Origin of the sequence: Nocardia colli (genome assembly GCF_008704205.1) — a bacterium.
GTDB classification, from domain to species: domain Bacteria; phylum Actinomycetota; class Actinomycetes; order Mycobacteriales; family Mycobacteriaceae; genus Nocardia; species Nocardia colli.
In genome coordinates this window covers 584,323-598,486 of record NZ_VXLC01000003.1, presented here as the reverse complement: position 1 = coordinate 598,486, position 14,164 = coordinate 584,323, and the positions used below count along the sequence as shown (strand labels likewise).

At 66.2% G+C, this 14,164-nt stretch carries 12 protein-coding genes; 6 read left to right on the top strand and 6 right to left on the bottom strand.

The features are described from left to right. Positions 1 to 15: 15 nt before the first annotated feature. From yczE to F3087_RS09490, 4 genes are all read right to left on the bottom strand, one after another. On the bottom strand, positions 16 to 681 hold the full coding sequence (gene yczE, locus F3087_RS09505) for a membrane protein YczE (RefSeq protein WP_223884952.1): 666 nt from the start codon (positions 679 to 681) through the stop codon (positions 16 to 18). A 636-nt stretch (positions 682 to 1,317) separates the two neighbouring features. Continuing rightward, positions 1,318 to 1,761, bottom strand: a complete 444-nt coding sequence (locus F3087_RS09500; protein ID WP_150401461.1) for an SRPBCC family protein — start codon at positions 1,759 to 1,761, stop codon at positions 1,318 to 1,320. A 13-nt stretch (positions 1,762 to 1,774) separates the two neighbouring features. Next, a complete protein-coding gene (locus F3087_RS09495) occupies positions 1,775 to 2,113 on the bottom strand; it encodes an ArsR/SmtB family transcription factor (RefSeq protein ID WP_150401460.1) in 339 nt (112 codons plus the stop codon). After that, complete coding sequence (locus tag F3087_RS09490) at positions 2,110 to 2,568, bottom strand: SRPBCC domain-containing protein (protein WP_150401459.1); 459 nt, start codon at positions 2,566 to 2,568, stop codon at positions 2,110 to 2,112. The genes F3087_RS09495 and F3087_RS09490 overlap by 4 nt, the downstream gene beginning before the upstream one ends. A 213-nt stretch (positions 2,569 to 2,781) precedes the next feature. Between F3087_RS09490 and F3087_RS09485 the strand changes: the two genes are divergently transcribed. From F3087_RS09485 to F3087_RS09465, 5 genes are all read left to right on the top strand, one after another. Beyond that, complete coding sequence (locus tag F3087_RS09485; protein ID WP_150401458.1) at positions 2,782 to 5,019, top strand: serine/threonine-protein kinase; 2,238 nt, start codon at positions 2,782 to 2,784, stop codon at positions 5,017 to 5,019. Positions 5,020 to 5,030: 11 nt separating this feature from the next. After that, positions 5,031 to 6,179 (top strand): epoxide hydrolase family protein, encoded by a 1,149-nt coding sequence (locus F3087_RS09480; protein ID WP_223885020.1) that lies wholly within the window; start codon positions 5,031 to 5,033, stop codon positions 6,177 to 6,179. 437 nt (positions 6,180 to 6,616) lie between these two features. Next, complete coding sequence (locus F3087_RS09475) at positions 6,617 to 7,333, top strand: metal-dependent hydrolase (RefSeq protein ID WP_150401457.1); 717 nt, start codon at positions 6,617 to 6,619, stop codon at positions 7,331 to 7,333. Positions 7,334 to 8,063: 730 nt separating this feature from the next. After that, positions 8,064 to 9,071 carry an SMP-30/gluconolactonase/LRE family protein gene (locus F3087_RS09470; RefSeq protein ID WP_223884951.1) on the top strand — a complete coding sequence of 336 codons (1,008 nt, stop codon included), beginning with the start codon at positions 8,064 to 8,066 and terminating at the stop codon, positions 9,069 to 9,071. Between the two features lie 337 nt (positions 9,072 to 9,408). Then, complete coding sequence (locus F3087_RS09465; protein ID WP_150401456.1) at positions 9,409 to 10,656, top strand: lipase family alpha/beta hydrolase; 1,248 nt, start codon at positions 9,409 to 9,411, stop codon at positions 10,654 to 10,656. Between the two features lie 799 nt (positions 10,657 to 11,455). Here the strand turns inward: F3087_RS09465 and F3087_RS45865 are convergent. Next, entirely contained in the window at positions 11,456 to 12,547 is a 1,092-nt protein-coding gene (locus F3087_RS45865) for a hypothetical protein (protein WP_223884950.1), read from the bottom strand. A 126-nt stretch (positions 12,548 to 12,673) separates the two neighbouring features. On the opposite strand from F3087_RS45865, the gene F3087_RS09455 reads away from it, so the two are divergent. Further along, the gene (locus F3087_RS09455) at positions 12,674 to 13,483 is read left to right on the top strand and encodes a HugZ family pyridoxamine 5'-phosphate oxidase (protein WP_150401455.1); all 810 of its coding nucleotides are present in this window, start codon (positions 12,674 to 12,676) and stop codon (positions 13,481 to 13,483) included. Here the strand turns inward: F3087_RS09455 and gloA2 are convergent. Continuing rightward, positions 13,471 to 13,857, bottom strand: a complete 387-nt coding sequence (gene gloA2, locus F3087_RS09450) for an SMU1112c/YaeR family gloxylase I-like metalloprotein (protein ID WP_223884949.1) — start codon at positions 13,855 to 13,857, stop codon at positions 13,471 to 13,473. The two genes, F3087_RS09455 and gloA2, sit on opposite strands and share 13 nt — an antisense overlap. Positions 13,858 to 14,164 lie beyond the last annotated feature (307 nt).

Genomic DNA, 14,164 nt, shown 5'->3' with positions numbered 1-14,164 from the left:
GACCTTCGGGCGGGTTCACTCACGCGCGAGCAAGCTGTCGTCTTGTGCGGCCGTTACCGATGCGACGACCGCGATCTGCTCGGCCGCCTTGTCCTGGAAGCCGGGCAGGTGACGATTCACCAGCGGGATCAAAAGCTGAATCAGCGGTCCGATGCCGAACGCGTAGACCAGCGTCCCGATCCCGACACTGCCACCGAGCACCCAGCCGATCGCCAGCACCGTCACCTCGATCGAGGTCCGCACCACCCACACCGAAACCCCGGTCCGGCGAACCAGGCCAGTCATCAGTCCATCTCGTGGACCGGGACCCATCCCGGCGCCGATGTAGAGCACCGTGGCGATCGCATTGAGCACCACGGCCGCACCCATCGCGCCGATCCGCACCACGATCATGTCCCACGCAGGCAACAGCCACAGCCCGACATCCACCGAGATCGCCAGGACCACAACGTTGCTGACCGTGCCCAGACCGGGCCGCTGCCGCAACGGAATCCACGCCAGCAGCACCGCGATCCCGGTCAACGCCGTCACCGTGCCGAAGCTGAGCGGCACATGCCGCGCCACACCCTGATGGAACACATCCCACGGATCCAGCCCGAGCCCGGCCCGCACCATCACGGCCATCGAGAGCCCGTACAACCACAACCCGACATACAGCGCAACCAGCCGACGTATCAACACCCGCCCAGCATGACCGACAACTGGCATCCGAAAACAGAGCCAGTCAACAACACCTGGCCTCGCAACTGGCCCCACAGGTGGACCTGACCCGATGAGCGACCCGCCGACTCGACCGACAAGACCGCCGCCGACGCGGAGAAGAATCGCCGGCTCCGCCGCAGACTCCTCGGCGGCTACTACGGAAACGGCGGAATCTAGCCAGAGCGACTGCCACGCAATGCAATTCAAGGTCCACTGCCCTACCTTCAAAACGTCACTGTGACGATTCAAAGGTAGGGCAGTAGGCCTAGGGGAGAAGCCCCCGAAACCCCAATCCAGAACCCGCCCAAGACATTCCGGCCAAATCAGGTTCTGGCAGGAATATTTACATCAGCGATAAACCCGGCCAAGGGGAGATCGACAGCGATCCATGCCGGACAACATCAACACTCCGTGGACCTAACGGAGGCAGGACTCGGAGGGGTCGAGGCGAACGCACGCGAATCACTGCAAACACCGCCGTAAACGACCGGCGCACCCTCGATTATCCACGCCCGTTTCTACGCCGATAATCAACATTATGTCAATCTGAGGCGATGTCGGTGCCCCCTGGCACACTCACCCCATGTCCGAGGAGCCATCCCCTGCCGACCTGGATCAGAGCCAGTTGCCGATGCGGAGCTCGTGCGGATCCGGTGCGCCCGTTCCGGTTTCGACCAGCTGCTTCAGGCTCAGCAGGTAAGTCGCCCACTTGGTGCTGCAATGGTGCATGAACTCGCCGGGCTCCTTCCAGCCTTGATGCTTGAACAGGATGATCGTGTACCCGTCTTCGCGCTTCAGGTCCCAAACGACTTCGGTGCCGATCCATTCCTCGGGCCCGCCGACAACCTCCCACAGCACCCGCTTACCGGGTTGCAGGTCGACCACCTTCATGTCGAATCCGCCTGCGGTGAACCGGAACTCGATGACTCCCCCGGCGCCGGCGTCCCCTTTGGTGTCGCTGGCCCACCAGCCGGCCAATGTGTCGACCGAGGTCAGCGTCGCGTACACGTCGTCGACGGAGTGTGACTTGACCCCGACCCGGTGCAGAATATCCACCATTTCGATTCCTCTTCTACTGCTGCTTGCTGCGTTGAATGGCTTCGGCGATCCGCCTGATGCGCTGGAGCCTGGCATCCCAGGTCGTGCCGACCGCGTTGAGTTGGGCTACGGCACGGGCGAGTTGGGCGTCGTCGACGCGGTAGCGCCGTTCCCGGCCCTCGGGTGACCCGTGGACCAGGCCGACTCGATCGAGGACGCCGAGGTGACGGGCAACGGCCTGTCTGGTGACGGGTAGTTGTTCGCTGAGACTGGTCGCGGTCCCCTCGCCGTCGGCCAGGAGCAGGTCGAGCATGCGCCGTCGGGTCGGGTCGCCGATCGCGGACCACAGGTCGTCGTCGACGGTCCCGTTCATCGGCTGGCGACCAAGCGCACGGCGTACTCGCCGAGACGCGGCAGATAGGCGCCCCAGCCGGAGACGTGGTCGTTGTACTGTTGCTCCAGAACGGCGATCTCCCAGCCCATTTCGCGGAATCCGGTCTCGGTCATCCGGACCGTGGTGCCGGCTCCGGAGGGGGCGAGTTCGAAGGTGACGAACAGCGAGTTGCCGACGGACGCGACTTCGCCGGCCGGATGCGTCCAGCGAAAGGAGAACAGCCGGTGTGGCTCGGCATCGACCACGGTGATCGAGACGACGTCGCGCTCGTCCCCCGTGCCGAAGGTGAGGGTGCCGCTGGCGCCGGTGACCGGTTCGAGGTCGGCGTCGTCGGGCCACCACTCCCTGAGGTGGGTGGGGCTGCTGATCACCTCGTAGACGACCTCCGGGGCGGCTTCGACGTAGATCGTGCGTTCGATCTGGCCGTGCTCCATGCTTACTCCTCTGATTCGCAACAACTTGTTGCGCATGACGCTAACCGACGAAACCCGGACGCGCAACACTTAGTTGCACATCACTTCGGTGGTGCCTAGCGCAGATGTCCGACCGCAGAACTAGCGGTAGCAGGTAATTCGACGGCTACGGCCGTGATGATCGTTTATTCTCGGGTGGGGGCTCGGGAAGCCATTTTTGATCGGGTGGGCCACATGGAGATGGACCGGGTGGCGGCGACGCAGACTGCGTTGACGCGACTGGTTGTTGGATTCGACAGTGCATGGGAGGACGCGGCCGAGCCACCGGACCTGGCCGCGCACCTGCCTGTCGAGGGCGGGCTGCGCCGCACGGCGCTGATCGAGTTGATCAAGGTAGACCTGCACCATCGCTGGCAGCAGACCCACCACGGCAAACGCCTCGCCGACTATCGCGCCCAGTTCCCCGAACTCGACGCCGCCCCGCTACCGCCGGACCTCATCTACGAGGAGATCACCGCACGCACCCGCGGCGGCGACCCCGCACTCGACCTCACCGAGTACGAGCAGGACTTCGCCGCGCAGATGGCCCAGCTCGCCACCCAGCTCGACACCGACATCCTGGCCGCCGAGAACTTCCGCACCACGCTGCTCTCGGACCCGACGGCGGTCAACGCGCTCGACACCATCGCGCCCGGCGCCACCATCGATGACTTCGATCTACTGATCGCGCTCGGGCAAGGCGCGTTCGCGCGGGTGTTCCTCGCGCGGCAGCGGTCGATGCAACGGCTTGTGGCGGTGAAGATTTCGCGAGACCGCGGGAGCGAGCCGCAGACGCTGGCGCAGCTCGATCACGACCACATCGTGCGGGTCTTCGATCAGCGGCAGATCGAGGCGCAGCATCTCAAGCTCATGTACATGCAGTATGTGCCGGGTGGCACGCTGCTCGGCGTGCTGCGGCTGGTGCGCAGTACCCCGGTCGCGCGCCGGACCGGGCAGTTGCTGCTCGACGCGGTCGACGCCTCGGTCACCTCCGGTGGGGTGCTGACACCGCAACCCTCCGCCACCCGGGCTGATCTGGCGCGCTTGAGCTGGTCGGAGGCGGTGGCCTGGCTCGGTAGCCGGCTCGCCACCGCGCTGGACTACGCGAACCGGGCCGGCGTACTGCACCGCGACATCAAACCGGCCAACGTACTGCTCACCGCGGACGGGCAACCCAAGCTCGCCGACTTCAATATCAGCTTCAGCGCGCACATTCCGGGTGCGAGCCCGGTGGCCTACTTCGGCGGCTCGCTGGCGTACATGTCCCCCGAGCAGCTCGAGGCCTGCCACCCCAACATGGCCACGACCGCCGCCGACCTCGACACCCGCAGTGACCTCTACGCGCTCGCGGTCGTCCTGTGGGAATTACTCACCGGGCGGCTGCCCTTCAGCGACGAGCTCGGCATCGGAGAGTCCGATACCTCGCTCACCAGAATGATCGAACTGCGGCGCAAGCCGATCGACGAACGCGTACAGGCGACCACGCCGGCGGACTGCCCGCAGATTCTGCGGCATGCGCTGCTGACCTGCCTGTCCCCCGATCGCGACGACCGCTACGCGTCCGGCGCCGATCTCGCGCAGCACCTCGAACTCACCCTGGATCGGACCGCCCGCGACCTCGTCGACCCGCCGAAGCGCAGTCTGCGCGGCCGGCTGCGGATGCGGCCGATGCCGGTGGTGACGTTGTCCAGCGCGCTCGGGCAGATGCTCGGCGGGCTGTACCTCGCCGGGCACAACACCAAACTGCTCGACCTCGAACTCGGGCCCGACGGGCAAGCGCAGCTGACCAAGCTCGGGTTGATCGCCGCGGCCGTCGGATATCCCGTCGGCGTTGCGATTCTGCTGTATTGGTGTCGGCTGGTGTTCCTCGTTCCGCACGGGCTGCGGCAAGGGAAGCAGTACAGCGAGGAGACGCTGACCAAAGCGCGCGCGGACACTCTGGCGTGCAGTGATCGCATTGCGGCGGTGGCGTTCACCGGGTGGCTGCTGGCGTTGGTGGTGTTCCTGATCAAGCTCCACGACATCGCCGACCTGTCGGCAGGGTTGTTGTTCAATCTGATCTCCTCGCACCTGGTCGCGGCCGCGGTGGCGGTGGTGTACACCTACTTCCCGGTGACGTTCTTCGTACTGCGCTGGTACTACCCGGGACTAGTTGCCGCGGGCCGCAACTCCCCCGCCGAGTCGGCGCAGCTGCGGCGGCTGGCCCGGCGTAGCCGGATCTACCTCGGGATCGCGGCCTCGGTGCCGCTCTTCGGGGTGGCGGCGGGCGTGGCGTTCCTGAATCCCGATCAGCAGCAGACGGTGATCGCATCGATCGTGGCGTTGTGCGTCTGCGGGTTGTTCGCGTTCCTCGGGGCGTTGCGGGTGTTCTACACGCTCGAATCCGATCTGCACGCGCTGGATCGGATCGTCAACCCGCATGCTCGGCCGTGACGGGACAGGTGTTGCAGCCCTTTCGGATCGAGATACCCGAGCAGGAGCTCGCGGATCTGCAGGCCCGGTTACGGGCGACAAGGTGGGCGGAGCGGGAGACCGTCGAGGACTGGTCGCAAGGCGTGCCGTTGGCGTACGTGCAGGAACTGTGCGCGTACTGGGCGGACGAATACGACTGGCGGGCCACCGAAGCACGGTTGAACGCACTCACCAACATGCGGACCGAGATCGACGGGCTCGGGATCCACTTCCTGCATGTGCGATCCCCGGAACCGGACGCGCTACCGCTCGTGCTCACACATGGGTGGCCGGGGTCGATCATCGAGTTCGGCAAAGTGATCGGGCCGCTCACCGATCCCGCTGCGTACGGCGGGAATCCCGCTGACGCGTTCCATCTCGTGTGCCCCTCCCTGCCTGGATACGGCTTCAGTGACCGGCCGAGCGAGCCCGGCTGGGGTATCGATCGGATCGCCGCGGCGTGGGCCGTGCTGATGGAACAGCTCGGATACGAGCGGTATGGCGCGGCGGGCAGCGACTGGGGTACCAGCGTGTCCACTCGGCTCGCTCAACTCGATGCCGAGCACGTTGTCGGGATACACCTCGTGCCGCCGCTCGCGCCGCCCGATCCGGACACGTTCGACGATCTCACCGAGCAGGAACAGACCGCGCTCCGCACGCTCGAGGAGGCAGGACGGTGGGAATCCGGGTACTCCAGGATGCATGCCACTCGGCCGCAGACGGCCGGGTACGGGCTGGTGGACTCCCCTGTTGCGTTGTGTGCGTGGATCATCGAGAAGTTCTGGTCTTGGACCGACTGTGACGGGCATCCGGAGAACGTGCTCACTCGGGACGAGCTGCTCGACAATCTCATGCTGTACTGGCTGCCCGGTACGGGTGCGTCCGCTGCTCGGTTGTATTGGGAGAGCATCGCGCAGGTCGATGAGTGGATTTCCGGGGCGGTGCGCGACACCGTGGATGTACCGACCGGGTGCTCGGTGTTCCCGAAGGAGTTGCAACGGCCGTCCAGGCGGTGGGCGGCTCGGCGGTTCAGCGATATTCGGTACTGGAGTGAGCCGGCGCGGGGTGGGCACTTTGCGGCGTTCGAGCAGCCGGAGCTGTTCGTCGAGGATGTTCGGGCGTTCTTCCGGCTTGTGCGCTGACGCGTCGCACTCCATTGCCCGCGAGGATTCGACTAGCCGCACACGGTTCGGCTAGCGACCCCTCCCCGTCTTTGTGCAGTTAGTTCTATACCGTCAGTTTTGTTGGTCGATGGACGACTAATAGCGTTTATATGCATATATACGCACGTCTAGGTACCACAATGTTTTCTTACTTCATCCGTCAACGAGGAGACCCGCTCCCTCGATGGACGACGGCTCTTCCGTGCGGCAATCGGCCCATACTCCCCCGCCAGATATCAACGCACCTTACACAATCCACTCAGCACACTCCCCTACCCTCGCCGGCAGTGTCCACTGCTTCTGTGCCGCAGCCGATCCCGATCGCCACGGATTGCCTATCCCCCAATTCGCCCGCCGCACAAGATCACTGAACACGCATTCGCTGAACGACGCTGCGGTGAACTAACCTTCAACCGGTGCTAGGACATTCTCATGCGACCAGTGGCGCTTTGGCCTGGTCGGGGGCAGCAGCGGCGCTGCCCGTCGCGATCTTGACCTACCCGACAATCCAAGGTGTATCAGGACATCTCGGCCCCGTCGATCTGCTGCTCGGAACATTCCTGACGGCCGGTGCGGCGTTGTTGCCGGACGCCGACCATCCGGAAGGAACGATCGCGCATGTGCTCGGTCCGGTCTCGTACTACCTCTGCAAGCTGATCTCGTGGATCTCCGGCGGGCACCGCCACGCCACCCATTCCTTCGCCTTCGTCGCCGCCGTCTCCTACGGCACGTGGGCGGGTGAGCATTGGATCGGACGCTGGTTCACCCTCGGGCTCGTCTTCTTCCTCTTGGCGCTCGCTGTACGCGCGCTTCACCTGTGCCCGCCGGGTGACGGCATCGAGGCGTGGGGCACCATCGTGGTCCTCGCCGTCGCGGGAACCTTCGCCATGGACCACTGGATCTCGGACAAGCCCGTCTGGCTGCCCTTCTCCGTCGGCCTCGGCGCCCTCGTGCACCTGGTCGGCGACTGCCTCACTGACCGCGGCTGCCGGCTCTTCTGGCCGTTCAAGCTCCGCACCCGGGTGCCGATCATCGACCGCACCGGGAACAAGCTCGAAACGTGGGTCCTGTCGCCACTGTTCGTCCTCGGCACGCTCGCGGTGCTGTGGTACTCGATCACGCATCAGCCGTAAGTGTGCTGGCGTCCCACACTCCTTCCCACGCGCATCTCGGGAGCTGCACCGGCTCTCGGGATACGCATTGGCTTCAAGGGCCCTTCTCGTTGCGGTTCCCCGGGAGCCAATAGAGAGCGATCCGGCCACGGCGCGTGGTCGGCGACCGACAGTCTCGTCGAGCAGTGGGAGTGCCCGTACAGGCCTAGCTCGCGGCGGCGGCATCTTGCCGGTTGAGGCGCGTTTTCGCGACATTGCCAGGGTTCGGACGGCGGTCAGCGCCGTGTCGGCGAGGCGTCCCGCCCCTCGCATGGGAGGACATGCGGAGCACAGACCGCCCATGTCGGCGTCGCCTGGACCATTCCGCGCCGCCGTCGACAGCTCGCCCAGGCCGAACCTGAACCACCTGCGACAGGGGTTGGCATGGCCGAGTCAATACTCGACGAGATTGCACCCCTCCCCTCGTCTATGCGATCTCTAGTCGTGACCACAAGGTTTGGTGAGATTACGATGGACGGAGATCACATGGTTAGATGCGCATATCTACGTAAGACAATGTTTCGTTTGCTAGTACTGAGTCTCCCGCTCGACCCCAGCCTCGGTCTGCGCTTTTCCATCGAGAGCCCCCATCGTCAACTCCTCCACGCAATACCACCGATCCCCGCCCTGTCCACCAGCCCTCCCAACGCCCATGACTCCCCTACCCCGCCGTTGCGCCGAGACGTCCACTGACCCGGCGCTACGCTGAGTCGTGCCCACAACGACAATGAATCCGCAGCGCTGGACACCACCGCCCGCTCCCCCGCGGTCACGCCAAACCCGCAGTACGCCAGCACTTCCCGCCCTCACCCGGCTCGAGCTGCCCGGCGTGGGCCCCGAGGATGTCGTGCTCGGGCCGGACGGACGGCTGGTTGCCGGCGTCGCCGATGGATCGGTTCTGAGCATCGATCCGTCCAGCGGTGACGTGCGTGAGCTGGTGAATACCGGCGGACGTCCGCTGGGCTTGCACGCCGATCCGGACGGCACCATCTTGATCTGCGATTTCGAACGCGGACTACTGCAATTGAATCCGGACGGGACACTGGAGGTACTGGTCGGCGAACTCGACGGTGAGCCGATTCCGTTCGCCAGCAACGTCGTTCGCGATGTCGACGGGACCATCTACTTCTCGTCCTCGTCGAGCCGCTACTCGCTGGCCGAGTACATGGGCGACCTACTCGAGCATTCCAGGACCGGCCGGCTGTTCCGTCGCGATCCGTCCGGCACGGTCGAAACTTTGCTCGACGGACTGGTTTTCGCGAACGGAGTGGTGCTTGCCCCGGACCGCTCGTGCGTGGTCGTCGCCGAGACCGGCGGCTATCGGGTTGCGCGGTATTGGCTTTCGGGGCCGAAGGCAGGCACCCATGATTACCTCATCGAGAACCTTCCCGGCTTCCCGGACAACATGAGTCTGGGCAGCGACGGTCTCGTCTGGATCACCTTGCCGACGTCTCGAAACCCGTTGCTGGACCGGCTTCTTCCGCTGCCTGGCATTCTGCGTCGCGTGGTGTGGGCGCTTCCCGAGTGGATGCGTCCGAAGCCGGCGCGGACGGTCTGGGTGATGGGCGTGGACTTCGCGGGCAACGTCGTGCACGACTTGCAGACCGAGGGGACGAACTTCGCGATGGTGACCGGCGTAGTGGAGCAGGACGGGGTGTTGTATCTGGGCAGTCTTGTCGAGCCCGCTGTCGGAGTGACCCGGGTGCCGCAGCCTTCCTGAGATCGGTATTCCGAGTTCGACCGAGGAGGACGGTCTGTTCAATCACAGCGGTCTGCGCGGTTTCGGCGGTGGGACGTCGCGCCGCTGGGCTCCTGCCCGGGTTTATCGAGACGCCCTTGACCGTCAGGAACGGCGGCTTGTTCTCCGAGTAGAGACGCGAGACCGCCGTGTTCGTCAGCCAGTAGAGGGTGACGTTGTCGAGGATGCCGTCTCGGGTCAGCCCATTCGGAGTGCCCCGGCGGATTGCATCGAAGCTCAGATCCGGTGGACTACCAGCGCAGACGCGGCAGTCTACGGTTGACGAGACGGTTTCAGTGCACGCTTGTACACTGAACCTATGACTGAGCAGACGCACCAGCGACAGGCCGAGGTCCGGGCCCTCGCGCGGTTGGCGGGCGACGAGCTCGGCGGGGCGGTGGACGGGATCGCGTCCGTGCACCGCGCGATCGCCGGACGGGTGTTCGCGGCGGTGCGGCTCGGAGTCGGCCCAGCGGCGGTGCCGGTCGAGGTCGTGCACGACGCGATCGCCGACAGCGTCTATCGGATCGTGAGCGGGACAGCCGTTGCGGCGGGGCGGTTGGCCGAGCGCACGGCGGACCTGCCTGGCGTTGAGGCGCCGTCGCGGACGGTCTTCGGGGCAGGGTTCCTCGGCGCGTTGCAGGGTTTGATCGGGGACGATCTCGAGGATGCGCGTCCCATCCTCGCCGGGCCGATGACGTTGCGCGTGGACGGGGATCCGGTGCCGCCCGAGCAGATCGGAGACTATGTCGCGCAACCGAGCCGGCGAGTGGTGGTCTTTCTGCACGGGCTGGTCGAGACGGAGCACGCGTGGCGGCTGGGCGGGCGGACGACGTATGCCGAAGGGCTCGAGCAGGATCTCGGCTACAGCACCTTGCAGATTCGGTACAACAGCGGTCTGCACATTTCCGAGAACGCTCGTCAGTTGAGTGAGTTGCTGGAGCGGTTGGTCGAGCATTGGCCGGTCGAGATCGAGCAGCTGTCGTTGGTCGGTCATTCGATGGGCGGGTTGATCGCTCGTGGTGCGTGTTTCGACGCGAGCGAGTCCGGGCGGGCGTGGGTGCGCAAGGTTCGCCATGTTGTCTGTCTCGGTTCGCCGCATCTCGGCGCGCCGCTCGAGCAACTCGTCCATTACGCGTCCGCCGCGCTGGTCCGAGTCCCCGAGACCCGCCCGTTCGGCCGTCTACTGCGCCGCCGCAGCGCCGGAATCCGCGACTTGCGACAAGGCTCCCTGGTAGACGAGGACTGGAGCGGCTCCGACACAGATGCGTTGACCCGCAGAGCGATCCGCGAGGTCCCCCTCCTCCCCGGCGCCGACCATTACTTCGTCACCGCCTGCATAACCCGCAGCCCCCGCCACCCCCTCGGCCGCATCATCGGTGACGGCCTGGTCCTCACCCCCAGCGCCGCAGGCCGAAACCGCGCCCGCCGCATAGGTTTCGACGACTCTAACGGCCTGCACATCCCCGCCGCCAACCACTTCACCCTCCTCAACCACCACGCCGTCTACGAAGGTCTGCTCAAGTGGCTGAGCACCGACCCCGTCACCGACCAGGCAGCCAAGTAGCTCCCTCGTAATCACCGCTCCGCCGCACGCCTTTTGACATCCGCACGCGTGTCATCGCGGCAAGTCTGCATGCGGGAAATCAGAAGCCGTGCCGCTGTCAGCCATCGGCGTCCAACACCGATCAAAGCTGAGCCAATCATCAGTCCTGAAACGACCGCACAGCCCAGCACCATTGGACGTGCAGGCCCCACTCATAGGCGGCCGCCAACAGTCGGTCGCTGTCCCATGATCAGCCGCCGGCGAATCTCTGCGCCAGGCCTTCGTCGAACGGGACGTAGCGACGGGCTTTCCCGCGTGTCGCCACACCCATGTCCCGTTCAAGTCCTGACCGACTGTCTGACGGGACATCGCTGAGCTCATAGGCCCGGTTCGGCGCAGCCATGTCCCGGTCGGTGGCGGTCCAACATGTCCCCCACTACGTATCGCCCGAGCCGCCCCGATCGATTCCGCGAGTGGCACAACCCGGCGAGACCTCTCGCGCTCTGCCGCCACCCGCCACGCAGGCGATCGTTCATGCACGAATGGGACATGACCGAGCCATCACTCGCGTGTCGCCGCAGCTACGTCCCGTTCGTATCTGGACAGACCGTCCAAGGGGACATCTGTGCGCTCTTTGGCGGGGTTTCGGCGCAGTGATGCCCCGTTCGATGGGGGCTCGAAGGTGTCGCGCACGACGTTTTGTTCGCACCTGCGTAGCTGGCGATGCGGAGTTCGGTGGTCAGACGCGTGTACCGGGCCGATAGATACGGACGGCCCGGCCTCGAGGTGCGAGGCCAGGCCGGGGCTCGGTACGGCGGGTTCAGAGGAGGTGTTCGGGGTCGGCGTCGGCTTCCAGGCGGACGTCGGCGGTGAAGAGGGTTTCCACGTCGGGGTCGTCGGTGTGGGCTGCGTAGAGGAGGAGGCAGCCGCGGATGCCGTCGAGGAGGTCTTCGAGGAGGTCGAGGGCGGGGCGGGAGGGGTCGAGGCGGCTGATGCGGAAGCCGGCCAGCATGGCTTCGCGGGTGTCGGCGTCGACCTCGAATTTGCGCGCTTGCTCTTCGATTTCGGCGACGCGGCCGACTACCGCCCACGGGGCGGGGACGCGGCCTTCGTGCACGGCCATGGCTTCGGCGATCAGGTCGACGACGACCTCGGTCGGGCTCTCCCCCGCGTCCAGGCGTTCCAGGACCAGGGTGGGGGTTTCGACTTGGAGGGCTTCGATGTCGTCTGCTTCCACGACCACGTCGGTGCAGGGCACGCCGGCCATTTCGCCGGCTACTTCGGCGGCGGCGAGCAGCCAGTGCGCGGCGGCGACGGAGGCCGAGGCGGGGTCGAGTTCGGTGAACAGTTCGATGGAGCCGAGCGGATCGGCGCGTAAGAGGTCGTCGGCGGCCTGCACCTGGGCCGGGGAGACGTCGGGGCGCGACATTTCGACGGCTTGGCGGGCGCGTCCGGATAGGTCGCCGCGCTCGGCGGATTCGATGGCGGCCTGTTCGTTGCTGACCTCGGCGGCGATGGTGTCGCGCAGGGTGAGGTCGTCGATGTCGTAGAGGGTGCGGCCGACGCGGTGCGCGGATTCGACGACGCCGCTGTAGGAGACGACGAGTCCTTCTTCGGAGGGCAGGTTGGGGCTGCGGATGCCGGCCTCGACCTCTTTGAAGTTGCGGCGTTCTTCGGCGCGGCGCCATGCTTCGCTGTTGGGGATGTCGGGGTCGCCGGCCGCGCTGGCCGGATGGGTGTAGGTGCGCCAGTGGAACCGCGACAGCGTGGTCAGGTTCGACGCCAGATTTGTTGCCTGATCATGGGTTACCGTCCGGGGCAGGGTGGCCACCGCCTGGGCGAGGTCACCGCGTCCGGTCGCCCAGATGGCGACGATCACGTTGTGGTCGGCGTCGAATGCGTATCGGGTCACTCGGCAAGTCTGGTCTATCCGGGCGCGATCCGCGCGGTCAATCCGATCCATTGGCCGCACTACGCATGCCGAGCCGGGGAATGGGCCGCTGGCGACTTGTCGGTGGGGCAGGAGAAGATAGACGGCATGACCCTCGACCACGGTGACCCCGGCGACGCTCCCTCCATCCCGCAGCCGACCGCGCCGGTGGCGAATCCGGCCCGCCCGTCGGCCGCCGAGGAGGCGAGAACCGTTGCCGCCGCGACGAATACGGCGACGCTGGCGAGTTTGAGCGAGGACGGGACGCCGTGGGCGTCGCTGGTGACGTACGGGTTGCTGGACGGGCAGCCGGTGCTGTGCGTGTCGCGGATGGCCGAGCACGGTCGTAACCTGGCCGGCGATCAGCGGGCCAGTCTCGCGATCGTCGCGCCGGACGCGCCCGCGGATCCGCTGGCGGGGACGAGGATCACACTGGCCGGGGTGGTGGAGCGGCCGGTGGGCGCGGAGGTCGACGCGGCGCGGGAGGCACATCTCGCGGCGGTGCCGGCGGCGAAGTTCTATATCGACTACAGCGATTTCTCGGTGTGGGTGCTGCGGGTGCGCCGGGTTCGGTGGGTCGGCGGGTACGGGCGGATGGATTCGGCGACCGCGGAGCAGTACGCCGCGGTAGCGCCGGATCCGATCGTGCCGGTCGCGGCGGGTGCGATCGTGCACCTCAACGACGATCACGCGCCGGCGTTGCTGGCGATGGCGCAGGGGTTGGGCGGGTATCCGGACGCGACCGAGGCGAGCTGCGAGCGCGCGGACCGGTACGGGCTGGACCTGCGGGTAGTGACCCCGCGCGGGGTGGCGCGGACCCGGGTCGGTTACGCGGAGCCGATCGGCGCGATCGACGAGTTGCGCGCCGCGACAGTCGAATTGGCGCGGCGGGCGCGCGGGATGAATCAGACTTCGTAGAGTTCCAGGGGCAGGTCATCGGGGTCGAAGAAGAACGCCATGCGTTTCCCGGTGACCTCGTCGGTGCGCAGTTCCTCGGTGCGGACACCCTTCGCGGCCAGTTCGTCGAGGGTGGCGGCGACGTCGCGGACCGCGAACGCCAAATGCCGCAGCCCTGCCGCCTCCGGCCAGCTCGCCCGGTCCGGAGGTTCGGGGAAGGAGAACAGTTCGATCCGGCTGCCACCCGGGATGGCCAGATCCAGCTTGTACGAGCGGCGGGCCGACCGGTAATGCTCGGCGATCACAGCGAGGCCGAGTGTCTCGGTGTAGAACCGCTTCGACCGCACATAGTCGGACGCGATGATCGCCACGTGATGAATGCCTAGTAGTTCCACCCAGCGACCGTATCCCAGCGGGGGCATCACTCCGGACAACCGAGCTGTTGCGTGTGGGCGAGATGGCGCGGATGGGCCGACCGCGGTGCGCAATGATTGCGGCCTTCGCGCGCATCGAACGGACGCCAACGCGTCATCACGATCCCCACGGAGTTGTCCGTCACAGTAGATGAGCTAGACGACACGGTGCGCACCAGCAGGCAGCAGGCAGCAGGCAGCAGGCAGCAGGCAGCAGGCAGCAGGCAGCAGGCAGCAGGCAGCAGATGGTGCCGTCGCATCGTGCGCCAGCGCGCGTCATCACGATCGA

Coding starts and splice junctions, on each gene's coding strand:
- F3087_RS09485 (WP_150401458.1), top strand. CDS start 2,782: ATGGAGATGGACCGGGTGGCGGCGACGCAGACTGCGTTGACGCGACTG.
- F3087_RS09490 (WP_150401459.1), bottom strand. CDS start 2,568: ATGGAGCACGGCCAGATCGAACGCACGATCTACGTCGAAGCCGCCCCG.
- F3087_RS09500 (WP_150401461.1), bottom strand. CDS start 1,761: ATGGTGGATATTCTGCACCGGGTCGGGGTCAAGTCACACTCCGTCGAC.
- F3087_RS09465 (WP_150401456.1), top strand. CDS start 9,409: ATGACTGAGCAGACGCACCAGCGACAGGCCGAGGTCCGGGCCCTCGCG.
- F3087_RS09495 (WP_150401460.1), bottom strand. CDS start 2,113: ATGAACGGGACCGTCGACGACGACCTGTGGTCCGCGATCGGCGACCCG.
- F3087_RS09455 (WP_150401455.1), top strand. CDS start 12,674: ATGACCCTCGACCACGGTGACCCCGGCGACGCTCCCTCCATCCCGCAG.